Annotated in this window: 17 protein-coding genes; all 17 read left to right on the forward strand. The window is 36.5% G+C overall.

Annotation, left to right across the window (positions count from 1 at the left end; all coding sequences use genetic code 11):
- Window positions 1–70: 70 nt before the first annotated feature.
- On the forward strand, window positions 71–988 hold the full coding sequence (locus tag Q7J63_RS11400) for a hypothetical protein (RefSeq protein ID WP_304886224.1): 918 nt from the start codon (window positions 71–73) through the stop codon (window positions 986–988).
- On the forward strand, window positions 981–2,231 hold the full coding sequence (locus Q7J63_RS11405; protein ID WP_304886226.1) for an ABC transporter ATP-binding protein: 1,251 nt from the start codon (window positions 981–983) through the stop codon (window positions 2,229–2,231). The genes Q7J63_RS11400 and Q7J63_RS11405 overlap by 8 nt, the downstream gene beginning before the upstream one ends.
- Window positions 2,232–2,392: 161 nt before the next feature.
- Window positions 2,393–3,202 (forward strand): bifunctional 2-polyprenyl-6-hydroxyphenol methylase/3-demethylubiquinol 3-O-methyltransferase UbiG, encoded by an 810-nt coding sequence (locus tag Q7J63_RS11410; protein ID WP_304886228.1) that lies wholly within the window; start codon window positions 2,393–2,395, stop codon window positions 3,200–3,202.
- A gap of 50 nt (window positions 3,203–3,252) precedes the next feature.
- Complete coding sequence (gene asnB / locus Q7J63_RS11415; protein WP_304886253.1) at window positions 3,253–5,031, forward strand: asparagine synthase (glutamine-hydrolyzing); 1,779 nt, start codon at window positions 3,253–3,255, stop codon at window positions 5,029–5,031.
- A gap of 5 nt (window positions 5,032–5,036) precedes the next feature.
- The gene (locus Q7J63_RS11420) at window positions 5,037–6,128 is read left to right on the forward strand and encodes a glycosyltransferase family 4 protein (protein ID WP_304886230.1); all 1,092 of its coding nucleotides are present in this window, start codon (window positions 5,037–5,039) and stop codon (window positions 6,126–6,128) included.
- Window positions 6,121–7,236, forward strand: coding sequence for a glycosyltransferase (locus tag Q7J63_RS11425; RefSeq protein ID WP_304886232.1), 1,116 nt, complete (start codon window positions 6,121–6,123; stop codon window positions 7,234–7,236). The genes Q7J63_RS11420 and Q7J63_RS11425 overlap by 8 nt, the downstream gene beginning before the upstream one ends.
- Window positions 7,233–8,390 (forward strand): glycosyltransferase, encoded by a 1,158-nt coding sequence (locus Q7J63_RS11430; protein ID WP_304886234.1) that lies wholly within the window; start codon window positions 7,233–7,235, stop codon window positions 8,388–8,390. Before Q7J63_RS11425 ends, Q7J63_RS11430 begins: the two co-directional genes overlap by 4 nt.
- Window positions 8,387–9,268, forward strand: a complete 882-nt coding sequence (locus Q7J63_RS11435; protein WP_304886236.1) for a glycosyltransferase family A protein — start codon at window positions 8,387–8,389, stop codon at window positions 9,266–9,268. Before Q7J63_RS11430 ends, Q7J63_RS11435 begins: the two co-directional genes overlap by 4 nt.
- Window positions 9,256–10,164 carry a glycosyltransferase gene (locus Q7J63_RS11440; RefSeq protein ID WP_304886238.1) on the forward strand — a complete coding sequence of 303 codons (909 nt, stop codon included), beginning with the start codon at window positions 9,256–9,258 and terminating at the stop codon, window positions 10,162–10,164. Before Q7J63_RS11435 ends, Q7J63_RS11440 begins: the two co-directional genes overlap by 13 nt.
- Before the next feature lie 3 nt (window positions 10,165–10,167).
- Window positions 10,168–11,037, forward strand: a complete 870-nt coding sequence (locus Q7J63_RS11445) for a glycosyltransferase (protein WP_304886240.1) — start codon at window positions 10,168–10,170, stop codon at window positions 11,035–11,037.
- 11 nt (window positions 11,038–11,048) lie between these two features.
- Window positions 11,049–11,585: a serine O-acetyltransferase gene (locus Q7J63_RS11450; protein ID WP_304886241.1), complete on the forward strand. Its 537-nt coding sequence runs from the start codon at window positions 11,049–11,051 to the stop codon at window positions 11,583–11,585.
- Entirely contained in the window at window positions 11,578–12,351 is a 774-nt protein-coding gene (locus tag Q7J63_RS11455) for a class I SAM-dependent methyltransferase (RefSeq protein ID WP_304886243.1), read from the forward strand. Before Q7J63_RS11450 ends, Q7J63_RS11455 begins: the two co-directional genes overlap by 8 nt.
- 229 nt (window positions 12,352–12,580) lie before the next feature.
- Entirely contained in the window at window positions 12,581–14,191 is a 1,611-nt protein-coding gene (locus Q7J63_RS11460) for a hypothetical protein (protein WP_304886245.1), read from the forward strand.
- Window positions 14,188–15,738, forward strand: a complete 1,551-nt coding sequence (locus Q7J63_RS11465; protein WP_304886246.1) for a glycosyltransferase — start codon at window positions 14,188–14,190, stop codon at window positions 15,736–15,738. The genes Q7J63_RS11460 and Q7J63_RS11465 overlap by 4 nt, the downstream gene beginning before the upstream one ends.
- 668 nt (window positions 15,739–16,406) lie before the next feature.
- Window positions 16,407–17,279, forward strand: coding sequence for an ATP-binding protein (locus Q7J63_RS11470; protein ID WP_304886248.1), 873 nt, complete (start codon window positions 16,407–16,409; stop codon window positions 17,277–17,279).
- Window positions 17,280–17,310: 31 nt separating this feature from the next.
- Window positions 17,311–17,661 (forward strand): STAS domain-containing protein, encoded by a 351-nt coding sequence (locus Q7J63_RS11475; protein ID WP_019600403.1) that lies wholly within the window; start codon window positions 17,311–17,313, stop codon window positions 17,659–17,661.
- Window positions 17,662–18,428: 767 nt separating this feature from the next.
- Complete coding sequence (locus Q7J63_RS11480; RefSeq protein WP_304886251.1) at window positions 18,429–20,063, forward strand: hypothetical protein; 1,635 nt, start codon at window positions 18,429–18,431, stop codon at window positions 20,061–20,063.
- Window positions 20,064–20,570: the final 507 nt, after the last annotated feature.

Raw genomic sequence — 20,570 nt, forward strand, 5'->3', positions numbered from 1 at the left:
TCACCGCATTTTTGATTGTTTATTGGGGTGTGTTTGGTGAGGCAAAGGAGTTTATTTATTTCCAGTTCTGATGGAAAGATTTATAAAAAAAGGGGTTTTATTGAGTTTAATTTTTTTTATTTTTTCTTTTATTTTTTTAAAAGTTGTTGATTTTGGTTTAAAAAAGGAACGATTGGGTTGGATCAAAGAAGGAAATGTTAATGCTGAAGTTCTTATTTTAGGTTCCTCAAGAGCTTATAGGCATTTTAATTCAGATTTTTTATCTAAAACACTTGGAATGAAATTTTTTAACTTGGGTTACGATGCATCGGGACTTGAAACTCAACTTGTCTTGCTCGAATATTATTTAAAAAACAATGCTACTCCAAAAATAATTGTATGGGAGTATAATTATGGGTTTTTGAATTTTGACCCAAATGTTTATGAGTATATCGATTTAATTCCTTTGGTTGATGATCCTTTAGTTTCTGATTACTTAATCGATCATGAAATTATAAGTGAAAGAATCTTATATTTTCCTTTATCCAGATACTTGGTTTATAAGGAACTAATTAAAAAGGGATTAAATAATTTGTCCAAAGATGAGCCTTTTAAAGATTATAAGATTCAAGATTTAAATTGGGATAAACATAATTTGGAAAAACTGTATCTAAATTCTGATTATAAAATAGAAAAGGAGATTTCAAATCAATATTTAAATCAATATAGAAATACAATAGATAAACTTAAAAATATTGGAGTGAAAGTAGTGATGGTATTCACGCCAATTTATAGCGGAATATATCAAAAAGAAGATGATAAAGTATTGCTTTTGGATTTTTACGATAGTTTGTTTTTTTCTGTTAAAGTTTTGAATATTAATTATAACGATTCAGATCTTTCAAGGGATACGCTAAATTTTTATAATGTTCTTCACATGAATAAAAAAGGAGTTGATTCTTTTATGGTGGATTTCGAAAGAGACATTAAAAGGAGTTTAGATGAGTAAATCGGTGATCAAAGTACAAGACCTTTCCAAACGCTACCGAATTGGTTTAAAAGAAAAGCAATCTGAAACCTTAATTGGCCAAATAGTTGATATTTTAAAATCTCCTTTTTCTAATCTAAAAAAGCTAAAGGAAATGAACCGTTTTGGACTTGAGGATGAATCTGTCTTTTGGGCATTGAGAGACATAAATTTTGAGGTAAAAGAAGGTGAAGTTCTTGGAATAATCGGCAAAAATGGTGCAGGAAAATCCACTTTGCTTAAAATCCTTTCTCAAATTACAGAACCTACAACCGGTAGGATTGAAATCCACGGAAGGGTAGCTTCTTTATTGGAAGTGGGGACAGGATTTCATCCTGAACTCTCAGGTCGTGAAAATATCTATATGAATGGGACGATCCTAGGTATGACCAAACGAGAAATTGATTTTAAACTGGACGAAATCATTGATTTTTCCGGAGTGGAGAAGTTCATTGATACTCCGGTTAAATTTTATTCTTCTGGGATGAAAGTGCGTTTGGGCTTTTCTGTAGCAGCGCATCTGGAACCTGAGATTTTGATTATTGATGAAGTATTGGCCGTTGGGGATTTTGAATTTCAAAAAAAGTGTCTGGGAAAGATGGAGGATGTTGCGGGTCAAGGAAGAACCGTTTTATTTGTTAGCCATAATTTGGGCGCTATATCTAGTCTTTGCAATACTGGATTTGTTTTAAACGGAGGTTCAGGATTTTTCTTTAACTCAATTGATGATGCAATTCAAGATTATTTTAAAATTTCTAATAAGAAAAGCAGTTCAATGTTAGATGTTTTATTTAGTGGACCTCTTTCTGATTCTTTTGTTTTTGAGGAACTATTACTTAATAATCGAAATCCATTTTTTGAAGATATTATTATATTGAAAAATGATAATTTTAAATTGATTATAAAAGGAAAATCAAATTATAATAATAAAATTAGGGTTGTTATTAGTTTGTTTAAAGATGAAGTTAAGTTATTTAGTTTATTTGATTCTAATAGTTTTGATAGCGTAGGGGAACTTTTTTCATCAATATTTATATTTGATCTCTCTTTACTAAGAGAAGGAAGGTATTCTGTAGCAATTGGAGTTCATTCCAAAAATGACGATTGGTTGTGGAATGAGTCAGTATTCACGTTCGAAATTGTTGATGATGCCGATTTGATTTTAGATAGACGTAATTTGGGACTGTTTGATATCTCAACAACTGCGAATTGTTTTAGGATATGATTTATTAAGAAAAGATTATCTGAATAACTGTTTTTAATATAAAAAAATTATTATATAATTTTAGTTATAAGTATTATTATATTTTAATTTTTCCAATATTAAGTAATTAATCCGATTAAAAAATTAATCATTATTTTATTAATAGATAAAAAATAAAAGATTTGAAAAATACCCCTAAGGATTTAGCTGGTAAAGAATATTGGGATTCATTTTATTCTAAAAATAAAGATTCTTCAGAATTGGTGTTTTGGACTCCTGCTTCGTATGCCGATAAATTAATTGCTAATAAACTAGATGAAGCTATTATAAGGTATAAACCTAGTACAGTTCTTGAAATTGGTTGTGGAAATTCGTTTTGGCTCTTATATTTAAATAAAAAATTTGGAGTTAAAGTAGCAGGTTTAGACTATTCCAATCAAGGCTGTGAACTTGTTAAAAAAAGATTGTCTATTGCAAATATAGATTCAAAAATATATTGTGAAAATTTTTTTAGTGATAATATTGGAATTGTGGGAAAATATGATTTTGTTTTTTCATTAGGAGTTGCCGAACATTTTGATAATACAGCTGATACAATTGAAAATTTGTTGAAATACGTTAAAAATAATGGTTATTTGTTTACGGAAATTCCAAATTTCAACTATTCTATCTATTATTTCATAAGTAATTTTTGGCAACCCAAACAGCTCAATAAACACAAAATATTTGGTGTTAAAAAACTAAAAAAAATCTACGACCATTGTGGGTTAACTGAAATTAAAGGAAGCTATTTAGGCTTATTTTCTTTTGATGTAATTGCATGGGGTGCAGAACCAAGGTTTCCTAAATTAGAAAAGAAATTAATTTTTAGAATTAAAAAAATTTCTAAAAAGATTGACCAATGGAATATTTCCAACAATTTTTTCACCTCAAAATTACCTTTTATATCACCATTCTTTTTTGTCCTGGGTAAAAAAACATGTGCGGAATAGTTGGCCTTTTTTTTAAAAATGCTTTATGCCTAAATGGATCGATCTTGAATATGCTTTCACCTATTTGTCATAGAGGTCCTGATGGAGAAGGTGTTTTTTGCTTTGAAAATATTGGGATTGGTCATCGCAGGCTTTCAATTATAGACTTAGTGGGAGGGAAACAACCGCTCTCCAACTTCGAAAAAAGCCTTTGGATCACCTATAATGGAGAGCTTTATAATTACCGAGAGCTTAGGAAATCATTACAACAAAAAGGTTTTTCATTTTCAACCGATTCTGATACGGAGGTGGTTTTACATGCATATGCATATTGGGGAAAGGATTGTGTTAGACATTTTAGAGGGATGTTTGCCTTTGGTATTTTGGATATATTAAATAAAGAGTTGTTTTTAGCCCGAGATCATTTTGGGATAAAACCCCTAGTTTATGCACATAATTCTGAAGTGTTTGCCTTTTCTTCTGAAATCCAGGCATTAAAACCAATTCCTGAAATTAACTGGGATATTGATCTAACGGCCTTAGACCAATATTTAGCTTATCAGTTTATCCCTGCCCCGAATACTATTTATAAGGAAGTCAAGAAGCTTCCTCCGGCCCATTTTATGCGTGTAAGTTTTTCAGGTGAGATCAAAGAATTGACTTCTTATTGGCAATTGGACTTCAAACCGGATCATTCCAGAACAGAAAAAGATTGGATGGAAGCTTTGGAGGAAACAATTAAAATATCTGTCAATTCACATTTAGTAGCAGATGTTCCTTTTGGATCTTTTTTGTCAGGGGGCATTGATTCTTCGCTTGTAGTGGGATACATGTCCCAATTGATGGCAAAGCCTGTTAAGACTTTCAGTATTGGTTTTGAAGAGGAAGGATATTCAGAGTTGGACTATGCCAGGAAAGTAGCAAGGCATTGGGGAACGGATCATCATGAAGCCATAGTAAGAGCAGATGCCTTGTCGATTCTTCCGGATTTGGTTCGACATTATGGAGAACCATTTGGAGATTCTTCAGCGATACCAACTTACTATGTTTCCCAATTGGCCAGAAAGCATGTTACGATGGCACTTTCAGGAGATGCAGGTGATGAACTCTTTGCTGGATATGAGAGCTATTCTACCCGTTGGTCGCGGCATTTTTCCCCCATTCCTGAGCACCTACCAGCATACAAAAAAGGTTTGTATCAAATACTAAATCCAGTCTTTCCACGTAAATATCCATTACGGACAGCTTCTCTTTCGGACTGGCAGCGCTATATTCAATATTATGGACCGATTGAGCGATCCAAACTATGGAAGCCAGAATTTTCTCATCAATTGATCCAAACAGATGCGATTCATCTGAAAATATGGAAAGAATCTGAAGCACTCGGCCATTTCCAAAAGGCCCAAAATCTTGATTTCAGGACCTATCTTCCTTATGATATCCTGACCAAAGTTGACATCGCCAGTATGATGCATAGCCTAGAAGTGAGAACACCCTTATTGGATATCCGAGTTGTGGAATTGGCTTGCCAAATTCCCGAAAAGTTTAATATCAATAAGTCATCTGGTGAATGGGTTGGCAAGCAATTACTTAAAAAAATCGTCTCCAAAGATCTGGGTAATGAATTTGCCTTTAGAAACAAAATGGGTTTTGCTATCCCGATTCAAAAATGGTTTGGTACAGATGGTAAATCCAGTAAGGAGGTAAAAGACAGATTGCTTTCTTCCGGAAACGGATTGGATACTTTTTTTGATACTTCTGAATTGAAAAGAATAGCAAATGGATCCCATTCAGGTCAGCAATGGTTAATGATTTTTTTGCAGGAGTGGTTGAACCAGAATAAGGTATAGAATTTTTGAAAAAGATTTTAATAGCTATTCCAAGATTTAATATAGGTGGAGCTGAAACGCAAGGCTTATACTTGGCCAATGAGTTAAAAAAAAGAGGCTATCAGGTTGTGATTGGAGCCTTTGGCTTCGAGACTGGAGAAGGTTATTCAAGATTTATCCAATCGGGTTTGGAATGTATCCGATGGGGGTTCCAAGAAAAAATCATTTTAACCCCACAGAACGGAGTTGCTGGCTGTATAAGAAAATACAGATATACTCTTAAACTCTTGCTCAAAGTTAGATCTATGAATATTGATTATATAATCCCTTTTACCTATCCTACAAATATTATTTTTTGTGCCTGGCATCAATGGATGAAAGTAAAAAAATGCGTTTGGAATCAGCGGGATAATGGGATAATGTTTAATGGAACCAGAGCAGAAATTCAATCTTTAAACAATTCGAGTAATATCGTTTCTAATTCGCTAGATGGATTAAGATTTTTAGAGCTTTTTACAAAAAGTAAAATTATTCATATTCCAAATGGTATTGATCCGAATTTATTTGTCCCTTTAAAAAATGGGACAAAATCTAAAAAAGTTATCATGATTGGAAATATTCATGGCAACAAGGATCACTTAACAGTAATAAAGGCTTGGAAGTTAGTTTTGGTTAAATTTCCTGATTTTCAATTAATTTTTGTAGGTGAAAATGGGAGTAAGTTTGATGAATCTTATGCTTTAGCGAAGGAATTGGGGATACAAAATTCTGTGGACTTTAAAGGGCTTATAAAAAATATACCTGGTATTTTAAGCGAATGTTGTTTAGCTGTTTTTAGTTCGTTAAATGAGGGGTTACCTAATGCAGTATTAGAATCTATGGCTGCTGGCTTGGCAGTAGTCGCATCAAATATTCAAGGCACGAAGGAAGCATTAGGAAATAATTATGAATTTTTAGTTGAACCTCAGAATCATATGATATTTGCAGAATCTATTATTAGGCTACTTGGAAATGAACAGTTAAGAGAGAAAATTGGGGGCGAGAATTTGTTAAGAGTTTCTTCAAATTTCTCAATAAAATCAATGGTTGATCGGTATGAAAACCTCTTAAATGGATAATCCAGTATTTTCCATTATCATCCCAAGCTTTAATCATTCACATTTTTTAGAGGATTGTTTTAATTCACTTTTTGCCCAAAAAATGGAATCCTGGGAAGCAATTTTGGTGAATGATGGAAGTACGGATTCAACAAAGGAAATAGGTGAGAGGTTAGCTGAAAAAGATGTACGAATAAAATACATCGGGCAGGAGAATAATGGTTTGTCAGTCGCTCGAAATAGAGGAATTAGTCTAGCAAAAGGAGAATTTTTACTTTTTTTAGATGCAGATGATTGGTTAGAATCAGGTTGTTTAAGCACTTATTTAACGGAAACAGAGAATAATTCTGAATTCGATTTATATAGATGCGGTTATGCATATTGGGATAGGCCTAGAGGTAGGAAATTTCATACACACCTTTTAAATCAAAGTTCTAGTGAATTATTGCCAAATGTACTTTCACAAAATATTGGACCATGCCATTCTATTTTAATTCGTCGGTTTCTCGCAAAAAAATTGGGAGGATTTGATCCAAATCTCAAAAGCTGTGAAGATTGGGATTATTGGATTCGAGCAGGTAAAATGGGGGCAAGAATGTTTTCAATTCAGGACTACTTGGTTGCTTACCGATATGTTCCAACCAGCATGAGTAGAAATCCTGTTCAAATGTATCAAGCCCTTAAAGAGGTTAGTTTCCGGGCCGTTAGAAAAGAACCCAGAATAGAATCGGATCTTCCATTTAACAAAGATTCTGAAATCGATATAGAGGAGAACCTTAAATTTCAACTACTCAGGTGTATCGGTGTTTATTTGATGCAGGGAAATGTAAGTCATTCCGTTGATTGGTTTTTGGAAGAAAAAGAAAAATGGAATTGGAAAATCCAATTGAAGGATTTCGAAGGAATGAATACTTATCTTAGTTTTCGTTACTTTCTGGAAAGAAAAGAAATCGACCAGATTCTGGTTGAAACTTTGCCAAAATTTGAAGAATTCTTTTTAGGAATAGGCTTATCAGGTAAAGAAAAAAAGAAAGCCATAAAGTTCAGTTTTGGGCCACAGCTAAAAAGAAGAAATCATTATCGCTATGGGAAGTTGATGGGGGCCTTGGTAAATAGATTGACTTTTTGAAAACCGAGTCCATTTTATTTATCTCCTATTCGGGACCTTTACCGAATATCGACGGAAAGAGGCAACGGACATTTGCTTTGCTGAATGCTCTTTCATCAAAGTATCAAGTGGATTTTTTAATTATCAATAATCAAATTGATTTCGACTATGCAATTCTGCATAATCAGAACTCCAAAGTAAATTTTATTCAAGTGGTTTCAGTTGAGACATACATTGATAAAATTTTAAAAAAGATTGGAGTTGTATTTAGGAAAGATCAAGTTGTTCAAAAATTTATAGAGAATTTTTGTAAGAAAAAAAATTACAAATTTATTTTTTCGAGGTATATCCAACCTGTAAATAATATCCCAAGAAATGTTAGGATAATATGTGATGTTGATGATGATTTTAGGGAGCAATATAGTAGTAGGATTGATTCCTCTATAAATAAATTTCGTAAATTTAGGCTTGTTCAGATTTATTATTTAAATCTGATTCCTTATACGAGGCTATTGAGAAAGATAGATTTAGCAATTGATGTTAAGCCCGTAATTAAAGGCAACAATTCAATAATTTTACCGAACCTACCATTTCAGTTGTTATCAGAAAAAAGGTCTGCATTCCAGGCGTGTGACAATTCAGCTCTTTTATTCGTGGGTAAACTGACATTTGCGCCAAATTTAGAGGGGTTGAAATGGTTTATTAAAGAGGTATTTCCACAATTACAAAAGGTTATTTCCAACGTTCAATTGACAATTGTTTCCAACCTTAACCCTCATGATACAGAACTGCTTGATTTAGTAAGATCTAACCCTGATATTTTTTTGAAGATCAATGTACCACATATCCAAAAAGAGTACCTTTTGCACAGTGTAGTAATTGCCCCTGTCTTCCAGGGTGCGGGATCAAATATTAAAGTAATTGAAGGCTTGATGATGGGAAGACCAGTGGTATGTACAACATTTGCCTCCAAAGGATTTGAAAATGCACTCCAAGCAGGTATTTTATTCAATAGCGATTCTAAAGACGGTTTTCTAAAGGTTATCTCAGATTTGTTTGGAGATCGACTTAACCTAGTAAGACTTCAAAAAAATACTTTTGATTGGTTTCATTCTTCCTATTCTATTGGGCAATGGCAGGAAAATTTATTACGAATTGTAAATAAAAAGGATTGAAAATTAAAATACCTAAATTCAGTATTGTGATTCCCTCCTATAATAGGAAAAATATTTTAAACAATGCGATTTGTTCAGTAATGAAACAAACCTTTTTGGATTGGGAGCTATGGATCATAGATGACGGCAGTAACGATAATACAAAAGATTCGCTGGCAGGATTTTTAAAAGATCCTAGAATCCACTACAAATTTCAAAGTAATCAAGGAGTTTCGGCAGCAAGAAACAAAGGAGCTGAATTGGCAACTGCAAATTGGTTGGTTTTCTTAGATTCTGATGATGAATTGCTTCCAAATGCATTGGAGAAATTCTATTCGGAAATCCTAAACCAACCCAAAAGTCAAGTTTTTGTAGCAGGTTTTATCAGCAAAAAATCGAAGGAAGATTCTGGGAATGAAATAATCCCAAAAGATGGATTATTTACAGCGAAATTGCCAGGAACGTTTACCTTGAAAAAATTTCTATTTTTGGAAATTGGGGCTTATGATATCCGCTTGAAGTTTTCGGAAAATACCGAGCTTTTTCATAGGATTAGAGTTTTGGGCCTAAATGTAATAAATGCTCCTTTTCCTACGATGATCTATTTTGACAAACTGGATGGAGGAAGCAAAAACTTGAGGAACATGACGGATTCTCTTTATATCATCTTGGATAAACACAAATCAACACTTGGCAATCACGTGACAACATTATATTTACAAATTATTGGCGTCAACCATATCAGATTCGGAGAATATGGCTTTGCAAAAAAGGTTTTGTGGAAGGCCTGGCTTTTTGCTCCTTTTAAATTGGGACCATTGGCTAGATATTTTATCGCATGCTTTCCTGAAATAGCCAAAAAATTTTATCCACCACTCCCAAAAATATGGCAAGCTTAGGAGGATTTGTTATTACCTACAATCGCTCTGAGATTCTTTTGGAAACAATACAAGCCATTTTCGATCAATCGGTTCCGCCTCAAAAACTATGGATCATCGACAATTCTGAGGATGACCTGACAGAAAAATCAGTATACGCTCTTCATGATTCCAGATTGTCATACTACCATATGGGATTCAATTCCGGACCTGCAGGGGCAGCGGCGAAGGGTTTGGAGCTCTGTGGGAAGGAAGGGTTTGATTGGATCTATTGGGGAGATGACAATGATCCTCCACCTCTTAAAGATACTTTTGAGAGGCAGTTTAATGCCTTAATTAATCTAAATCATGAACTGATTGGACAAATTGGGATAGTTGGTCAGCGGTTTAATTCAAAATTAGGGAAAATCGATAGAATCCCAGCTGTCGAACTCCAAAACTCTGATTGGATTGAAGTGGATACAATATCTGGAGGTCAATCTAAAATTGTAAGTAGAAAGGTGGTTGTGTTAGGTGTTAGGCCCAATCCGAGTCTGTTTTATGGTTTTGAAGAATTGGATTTTGATTTGAAGTTGAAAGCAAATGGTTTCAAATCAATTGTGGGAAGTTGTCTTTTTTTGGAAATGAGAATTAAATACAACAGAATGGATTTTAAAAGGCCATTATACTCTCAGAAGTCAGAGCAGGGTCTGATGCGCCAATATTACAGTACTAGAAATTTGATATATATATTAAAAGAGAATAGATTTGTTATGGCCCTCATTTTCCAGATAATTAAAAATATTTTTAAATCTATGATAGGATTTAGATTTGGATGGCACTATGGAAGTCAAAATTCAAAAAATATTATTAATGGAATGTTAGATGGGCTATTCGGAGATCTTTCTAATAAGGATTATATTATTTCAGGGAGATAAACTATGGAGAAAAAGATTTCGATCATTTTAGTTACTTACAATCGAGAAAAAACGTTGTTTGAGATTTTAAAAAAAATCCAATCATTCAATTGGGAGTATTTAAATTTTATAATTGTTAATAACGCAAGTTCAGACCATACCGGTGAAATTCTTGAAAAATTTTCAAATATTTTTTCTATAGAGATTATACATTCTAAAAATAATGTTGGACATGGTGCAGGTCTTGCTTTGGCATTCGAATACCTACTTTTACAACCAATACAGCCTGATTATCTAATATTTTTAGAGGATGACAGCATTCCATCACAACAATTAATTTTGTCTCTTTTTAATCAAATCAAGAATTCTGAATTTGGGATGTTGGCACCTATGGGAAGTATAAGTAGGATTGGGAAACGCTTGATAATTAAACCGAAGGTAAATTCCATTTTGGATGTGGATTTCGCAGTTTTTGATGGGGCCATCATGAAGTTTGACTTGGTGAAAAAAGTTGGTTTGCCTGAAAAAGATTGGTTTATGATGGTAGACGATTATGAGTATTGCTACCGGATCAAAAGAGCTGGGTTTAAGATCGGCGTTATTCATAATAATTTTCATGAAGTTTTACATATGGGAGCAGGAAAAGGGTTTTCTAGTTCCAATCTTTGGAGAGGCTATTACACAGAAAGGAATTATGTATTTTTTGTTAAAAAACATTTCACATTTTTTAATCTGGCTGATTTTACGGTTTTCTTTTTGAAAAGAGTTTTTGGGAGTTTGGCAGCTCCGGACAGAGGTCAAAGAGTCAAGTTAAAGATTTTTGGCCTTCGAGATGGATTACTAAATAATAAAGGAAGAACCCTAGATCCGAAAACAATTCGATTTGTATCCTGAATCAATCTGACATGGAATTTAAAATACTTATTCATCAAGATCGAAAACGATATGGTAAATCATTTTTAAAAGTTATTGCTAATCCTTCATTCCGATTTTTAGTTTGGATGAGATTAGCTGCTCATTTTTCTAAATGGCATCCTATAGGACTATTTTCCAGATTGGTTACCAAATGGATGCGGGTTCGATTTGGACTTCATATTCCTCATATCGCTAAAATCGGAGGTGGGCTATTCATGGGGCATTACGGTGGAATCGTGATTTCCAATGAAGCGGAAATCGGTGAAAACTGTAACATTGCACAGGGGGTGACAATTGGAAGAATCAATATAGGTTCACGAAAAGGAGCTCCCAAAATTGGGAATATGGTGTGGATTGGGCCAAATGCAGTGGTTGTTGGGAATATCACAATTGGAGACAATGTGTTGATCGCTCCTCTAAGCTTTGTCAATATGGATGTACCAGCGAACTGTATGGTATTAGGTAATCCGGCGCAAATCATTCAAGGTAAATCCTCTAAAGATTATATTAACTGGTACAATGAATAAAATTTTAGAATTAAGAAATAGAATATATAAAGAAAAAAAGGTTGTTGGACTTAATGGGGAAAGTTTAGAATTAAATTCAGCCATTGATCCTAACGAGGGGAATGCCATCTTAGATATTTTAAAGAGAAATCCGGACTTTTTTAGAACAATAGAAATTGGATGTGCATTTGGCCTTTCATCTCTATTTATTTGTGAGGGGATTAATGGCCGGCTAGGATCTAAGCATACTATTATAGACCCCTTTCAAATGACTTCTTGGAAAGGTGTTGGTATACACAATCTAAAAAATGCTGGGATTGAAAATTTTAATCTAATAGAAAAGGCTTCTGAAATTGCATTACCTCAATTGTTGGAACAAAAGGAATCATTTGATTTTGCATTAATTGATGGTTGGCATACTTTTGATCATACATTAGTAGATTTTTTTTACTTAGAAAAGTTAATTAGACCTGGAGGAATTATTGGGATTGATGATATTCATTTACCTGGAATTAATAAGGTTGTTCGTTATCTTTTGAATTATCCCAATTTAGAGCTGATTGAATCTGTCCCAAATTATACAAGTAGAAAAAGAAAATTTAGAGATAATATTTTGAATAATTTTTTTGGATTGATAAAAATTATTTTACCAAAAAAATATTATTATAAGGTGCTATCGGATAAAATAATAAAATCAGATAAAATTTTAGGGTTATATTCTTCAATGGTTTTTTTTCGAAAAATTGATAATGACAAAAGAGGATGGAATTGGTTTGAGCCATTTTAAATTCCAGGTAATTTTTAAATGCTATTTTCTAAATATACACTCATTTATGCTTTTGATGAAAAAAAGGCTTTAGAGAGTTTGTTTCTTTTTTTGGGATTAGCAATTTTAGTATTTGTTGATTTTTTATACAAAAATAATTTGAATAATGTTTGTCATAATTCAATGACACCTAAATTTAATTTTAATCTGTTATTTCAATTTATTATATACTATGTTAATTTCGCTATAAATGATAAATAGTTATAGTTCAATATTAAATAGATCCATTTATATATTTTCCATTATTTTTTTAATATGTATCTCATTTTTTGGCTTCGATTTTTCTGATGAAGGTCTTTATTTATCTCTTTCGAATCCAAAACAAATTAATAATTATAGTCAATTTAATTATGACATTTTTTTTAAGTTAACGCATTTATTTTTTGATGTCAAATTTGGATTAATTGAACTTAGGATTTTTAGGATTTCGATTCTTATTATCTTATTTTTTTTTACTATTAAATTAATTAAAAAAGTTGAAAATTTTCAGATATCAACCTTTATATTGTTTTTAGGATTTTTCTCTTCATATTCACATTTCAAACAAACTTTATCCTATAATATTATTGTGCTTTTCATAGGGATACTTTATTCTATTTTAATTTTTAAACGTTTCTATTTTCAAAGTAAAAACACTTCTGATTATTTTTTATTAGGATTCTTATCATCGATTTGTTTTACAGTAAAAAGCACATCAGGGTTGATTCTTTTTTGTCTTGTTTTTTTGCTAATTTTTTCTGAAAAATCTTCAGTATCTAACTTTTTAAAAAATATTTCTTATTTAATATTTTCATTTTCATCAATTCAATTTTTTTTATATCTTTATGGTGTAAATTTTTTCGAAATTATAATTAACGGGTTTGAACTTTCACAATACGACAATACTCATAATTTTGTGTCTTTAATTAGGACTCCATTAGCAGCATTAAAGTGGATTATTGTCTTAATTATTTCTGGATACGTGTTGAAAAAATCATTTTTTGAGTATAAATTAACTTTAAAATTAATTTATACTCTTACTTCAATTTCTTTGTTGTTATATTTTTTCATTTCACATACCAAACTTGATTTTATTAAATTTTTCGAATATTTACCTTTAATTCTTGTTTATTTTTTAATTGGAATTTGTTTTGAAAAAAAATTATTTAATTTGGAAAAAAGAAAGTTTTATATATGTATTTTATTTTTACTATTTCCGTTAGTTCTTCTTTTCGGTTCAAACACCTATTTTTTCATTACTGGATCTGTTTATTTATTATTTCCCTTAGTTGCTTTTTATTTTTTAAAGTTTAATCTGACATGCCTAAGATTGATTGGCCTCCAAAAATTAATTTTTATATTATTAGTAGCTTCGATTTTTATAAAAATTTTATTTAATCTTGTATTATATCCTTTTGCGCAACCAACACTTTTGAGTAAAAGCAAAAAATTCGAATATTATAATGGAAGTAAATTTATTTATTTAGAGGAAAGTCAGGCAGTATTCCTTGAAAATTTGAAATTTAAAGTCAACGAAAAAGTACCTTCTGATAGAGAAATAATCAGTCTCTATGCGATGTCAGGTATGGTCACGTTAATTGATAGAATTAATTATTTGAATCCTTGTGTTTGGGAGTATGACCAATGGGATTTTTACCAAAAGAAGGCTTTTAAAGATGATTTATCGAAAAATGAACTTTACTTTTTAATTAAAAATTCAGAAGACATTAAGCAAATTACCAATTGGAAATTCACAAAATTGGATTCGGTACCTATAAACAATAATACCCAGATCTACCTTTTAAAAGGCGAATTATTGTGAAAATCCTTTTCACCCAAGACGCCCTAGTCAATGCCGGTGCCGAGAGGAGCCATCTGGAAATCCTTTCCCGATTCTCGCCGGAGACTGAAGTTTGCTTTGCTTATTTTTATCCCAAGCATGATTTAAAGGAAGCATACGAAAGGGCCGGGATACGGCTCTTTTTTTTGGACATTCCCGAATCGTATCATTTCCCCTTGGCTATCCGGAAGTTGGTGCAGCTGATCCGAAAGGAAAAGCCCGACCTCTTGGTTTCGAGCCTTTGGAGAGCGGATATCATCAGCAGGATCGCTTCGTGGCTGACCGGAGTTCCGCTGATCGGAACCTTGGTGAATGACAGTTATGGTCATGCTGCGCGTTCGGAAAAGAAAGGCTGGAAGCACAGGATGGTGCATGGCTTGGATCGACTGACTTCGGGAATTCCCGTCCATTGGATTGCGAATGCCTCGTCGCTGGTGGATGCACATGTGAAGACTTTGGGCATCAATCCCAAGAAAGTATCGGTGGTTTACCGGGGTCGGGCAGTTCCGCCACCTCAGTCTGTGTCGTCACCTCGGTCTGTGCCTGCCTTGCCGGCAGGCAGGTCCCCACAGACCGAAACCAAGCCCACTCCCCAAGCTGAACCAAATAAAGATAAGGGAATGGCCTGTGAAGACACAAGCCACGGTGACAAAGAAAAAAGAATGGTCTGTGAGGACACAGACCATGGTAGTTTTGACACAGACCATGGTAGTGAAGACACAAGCCATGTTGACAAAGAAAAAAGAGTGGTCTATGAGGACACAGACCACGGTAGTGGTGAGGACACAGGTAAAGGAATGGTCTGTGAGGACACAGACCATGGTGGTGAAGACACAGACTATGGTGGTAGTGAGGACACCGACCATGGACTGGGGGTTTCAGCCATCCGGCACTTCATTTCGTATGGGAGGTTGTTGGAGCGGAAAGGCTTTCAGGAGTTGATTTTGGCTTTTTCGGAGATCAGGAAGCAGTATCCGGATGGTACGCTGACGATTTATGGGGAGGGGATTTTCAGGAAGCAGTTGGAAGATTTGGTCCATTTGCTGAATCTTCAGGACAGCGTAAAACTGCCTGGAAGTGTACCTGATCCTTCTGGATTGCTGTACACCGCGGATTGCTTTGTCTTCCCTTCCTGGTTCGAGGGTTTTTCCGGTGCCTTGGTAGAAGCGATGCTGTCCGGGATTCCCATCATCGCATCCTCCATTCCCATGAACCTCGAAGCCATTACCCCAGAAAAAAATGCACTGACCTTCCCAGCTAAAGATGTAGCCGCGCTGGTTCAGCAGCTACACCATGCCATCCAGCATCCCACCCGCATGGCCGAACTGGGCGCCGCCGCCAGACAGGAAGCCATAGAGAGGTTTGATATCGAGAAAATCGCAAAGGAGTATGAGGGGGTTTTACGGTCCATTTCGGCTCAAAATACCCCACCCCGGCCCTCCCCTGGATGGGAGGGAGCTGCGTTCGAATGCTGTTTAGAATTGAGTTTTTTGATTGCAAAATTGCGCCCAAGGTATGTTATGGGCTAACATGGCCTGCCATGATCTGCCATGGTCTGTGTCCCCACAGACCATAAAACGATCCATTTACCACCATGGTCTGTGTCTTCACAGACCATCAAACGATCCACTTACCATCATGGTCCCTGTCCTCACAGACCATTCACCTTTTTATTTTATTACACCAAAACGACTTCAGCGTATTGATTCACGCCGGGTTTAAACCCCACCACCATGGTCTGTGTCCTCACAGACCATCAAACGATCCACTTACCACCATGGTCCCTGTCCCCACAGACCATTCAACTTTTTATTTTATTGCACAAAACGATTTCAGCGTATTGATTCACGCCGGGTTTAAACCCTACCCCAGCCCTTCCCTTTATGGGAGGGAGTTGCGTTAGAATGTTGTTTAGAATCGAGTTTTTGATTGCAAGTATGATATCGTCAGCCGATCGAAGGTCCCCCTGAAGGGGGATTTAGGGGGTGATAAATAGTGGTCTGTGAGGACACAGGCCACGGGGAGGAAGTATAAGTAATGGTCTGTGGGGACACAGACCACGGGGGAAGTCTAAACAGTGGTCTGTGGGGACACAGACCACGGGGGAAGTATAAACAGTGGTTTGTGGGGACACAGACCACGGGGAATCCCTCCTGAGGCACGAAAATAGCAAAACAAAAAGTAGCCCATCGGATGGATGAATCAATTTAGAAGCACAAAGTGGGACCATACCATTGGTTATCAAATCCTTTTGATCAGGGATTTTTTGAGGGACAGGGATGAGGAAACTCACCATTTTGATTTCAGTCATTTTAACTTTTGTCCTCCAATGTTATCTCTGTTTGTTTCAAAGTTGGTCAAAGACAATAGCTTTATTTTTTCTCCCAATCCCTTAAAATCAAGTTATCATGAAACGATTTGTTTGTTAGAGGGGCTTGATCCAGATACCACAAAAGATTGGAAAATTCATCTTGAAGGCTACCAACAGAAAACCTTTCTCCCTCTGATTAGGTTTGGAACGAAAAAGGATTCAGAATCAGCCCAAATCAGGAATAACCTCATCAGTCAGGTTGGTCAAATGATCAAAAGTATCACGGGAATCAATGCCAATTTTTTTTCCGGAGTCAGTTATCTGCTGTCCGAACTTTCGGATAATATTGTGGACCATTCCCTACATTCTCATGGCTGGATTTCTTTTCAGTATTATCCAAGTGATCGTTTTATAGATATATGTCTGGGTGATTCCGGGTATGGCGTGTTGGCATCTTATCAGCGCTATTCCGGACCAAAGGACTATTCTTACATCCATTCAGATAAAATTGCCATTGGAGAAATGATAAAAGGTGAGTCAACCAAAAAAGAAGATGAGCGGGGGTTTGGATTTCATACTTCCAGAGAAATGCTGATCGATGGAATGGGAGGTAATTTTAGCTTTATCAGTGGAGAAGCGCTGTTGTTGAATTATAAGTTATTGAACTTTGGAACAAAGTTTCCAGGAACGCTAGCACACCTTAGAATACCGCTAAGGAGTTTAAAGTCAGGTTTTTCTATTTATGATTATGTTGAATAAATAGCTTTTTTTACATTATATTTGTGAAATCATGGAAAGGGTAAGAAAAATAGCACTAAGCAAAATTTTTGATAAGCAGGTGTCAAGTAGGTCTGCGGTAGATTCAGTTTTTTCTGGTATTTCTGGTGTCCACCATATCGTACTTGATTTCTCTTCGATTGAATTTATTTCCAGGTCCGCTGCCCATCAATTGATTTGTGCGGTGGATCAGTTACAAAATAGCAGGATTACAGTGGAAATGATTTCTCTTTTTCCAGATGTTATCCAAATGATCAATAAGGTAAGGCAATCCATTAAAAGCCCAAAAAAGCTGGCAACCCACGTTGAATTCGTTTCTTTCTCCAGCGAGAAGGAAATGGAGGATTTCGTATTGTCCTTTTGATCAGCCATGGTATGCCATGTTCTGTGTCCCCACAGACCATTCAACTTTTTATTTTATTGCACCAAAACGACTTCAGCGTATTGATTCACGCTGGGATTAAACCCCACCCCGGCCCTCCCCTTGATGGGAGGGAGCTGCGTTCGAATGTTGTTTAGAATTGAGTTTTTGATTGTAAAATCCCGTCCATGGTATGCCATGGTCTGTGTCCCCACAGACCATCAAACGATCCATTTACCACCATGGTCTGTGTCCTCACAGACCATTCAACTTTTTATTTTATTACACCAAAACAACTTCAGCGTATTGATTCATGCCGGGTTTAAAACCCACCCCGGCCCTCCCCTTGATGGGAGGGAGTTGCGTTCGAATGTTGTTTAGAATCGATTTTTTTGATTGCAAGTACAATATCATCTACCGATCGAAGGTCCCCCTGAAGGGGGATTTAGGGGGTGATAAATAGTGGTCTGTGAGGACACAGACCACGGAGGAAGTATAAATAGCGGTCTGTGAGGACACAGACCACGGGGAGGAAGTATAATTAGTGGTCTTTGAGGACACAGGCCACGGAGAGGAAGTATAAATAGTGGTCTGTGAGGACACAGGCCACGGAGAGGAAGTATAAATAGTGGTCTGTGGGGACACAGACCACGGAGGAAGTATAAATAGTGGTCTGTGAGGACACAGACCACGGAGAGGAAGTATAAATAGTGGTCTGTGAGGACACCGACCACGGGAACAGGTGAAGAAATAGGCCAAGGTTTTATGAAATGCGAAAACTGAAAATAGCAATCCTTACCGATTCTCCGCAAATCCCGGCATGGGCATTTGACATGCTGCTGCGGATTAGTGAGGAGGGTTATGGTGAAATTGTGCTCAACATTGTCAACCGGTCCCCAAAATCGTCGGGAAGCGCATCCCCATTTTTGTATCGGCTGTACAGGGCTATCGACAGATTTCTTTTCAAAAACCGCCACGATGCCTTCGCCAACAAAAACCTGAATGACTTGCCCAATTGGGCGGTGCCTGAGCTTTTGGTCCAACCTGTCCAGCAGAAATTCACCGATACTTTCTCTACCCCTGATCTTGATTGGATTCGGGCCCAAGGCTTGGATGTGATCATCCGCCTCGGGTTCAGAATCCTGAAAGGCGATATCCTCCAGTTGCCCAAGTTTGGAATCTGGTCTTTTCACCATGGAGACAATCGGCTGAACAGGGGAGGCCCGCCCTGTTTTTGGGAGGTCATGCAGGGTGAGGAAACCACCGGTTCCATTTTACAGATCCTGAACGAAAAACTCGACGACGGAAAAGTCATTTACCGCTCCTGGTCCCAGACCGATCCGCTTTCCGTCCAGAGAAATGCCAACACTGTTTTTTGGAAAAGCCTCTTCTTTGTGCCAAGGGAAATCAAAAACCTGGCTTTGATGGGAGAAGAAAAATGGCTGGTATCCAAAGAAGCGCTTCAGGATGTTCCGGGCCACTACACACCGCCGCTTTACCGACCGCCGGGAAATTTTGAAATGTTGGGTTTGGGTTGGCGGCTTTTCATCCGCAACACATTGCGGAAACGCAGGGAAAAACAATATCCGGCCCATTGGGAAATGGCCTGTTTGGAATTTTCCGGACATGAGGATTGGACCATTTTGAAGGAAAAGCCGATTCGATTGTTTGACAATCCGGCACCACAGAAGTCCTTTTGGGCGGATCCTTTTCCCATTGAGCATAAGGGAGATACTTATCTGTTTTTTGAGGAGTTTGACAAGGAAAAGCAGAAGGGACATATTTGCTGTGCGAAGCTGCACGAGGGAACATTGACTGAAAAGGCTGTAATCCTTGAAGAGGCTTGGCATTTGTCCTATCCCTTTGTTTTTCAAGAGGAGAACGATTTTTACATGGTTCCGGAATCTGCCGAGGCAGGTAAATTGTATGTTTACAAATCCTCCGATTTCCCTTTTTCTTGGGAAAAGACAGGAGTGTTTTTCGAAGGGGAAGCCTATGATCCTAGCCTGTGGAAGTCAGGTGGGAAATTCTGGCTTTTTGTGAACCAAAAGCCATATGTTGCCTGCTCTCCCTTTGATGAATTGAACCTCTATTGGTCTGAAACGCTGGAAAACCCAGTCTGGCATGCACATCCAGCCAATCCCATTGTTTCAGATGTAAGAAATTCCAGGCCTGCCGGCCGCTTGTTTTCCAAAGGAGGCAAAACCTATCGGCCTTCCCAGGATTCGGGATTGAGATATGGTCATCAGGTGGGCATCAACGAGATTGTCCGGCTATCGGAAACAGCCTATGAAGAACAAAGAGTGTCCACCATCGGACCCGAAATCAACCCAGGAGCACTGGGAATCCATACTTTCAATGTGATGGATAATCGTGTTTTTGTTGATTTTTATTTCAGAAAATGAGAGGTTTGATGGCGATTCAGAGAGACTAATATGGTCGACCACCATCGTCTGTTTCCATGGTCTGTGTCCCCACAGACCACTAAATTCATTCTTTTATTGTACCAAGACGACTTCATCGTATAGATTCACGTTGGGTTTAAACCCCACCCCGGCCCTCCCCTTTATGGGAGGGAGCTGCGTTCGAATGCTGTTTAGAGTTGAGTTTTTTAATTGTAAATCCAATGTTGTCTGCTGATCGAAGGTCCCCCTGAAGGGGGATTTAGGGGGTAAAAATGATTCACGTTAGGTTTAAACCCCACCCCAGCCCTCCCCTTGATAGGAGGGAGCTGCGTTCGAATACTGTTTAGAATGGTGTTTTTGATTGCAAGTACAATATTGTCAGCCGATCGAAGGTCCCCTTGAAGGGGGATTTAGGGGGTAAAAATGATTCACGTTGGGTTTAAACCCCACCCCGGCCCTCCCCTTTATGGGAGGGAGCTGCGTTCGAATGCTGTTTAGAGTTGAGTT

Origin of the sequence: Rhodonellum sp. (assembly GCF_030656585.1) — a bacterium.
Lineage (GTDB): Bacteria > Bacteroidota > Bacteroidia > Cytophagales > Cyclobacteriaceae > Rhodonellum > Rhodonellum psychrophilum.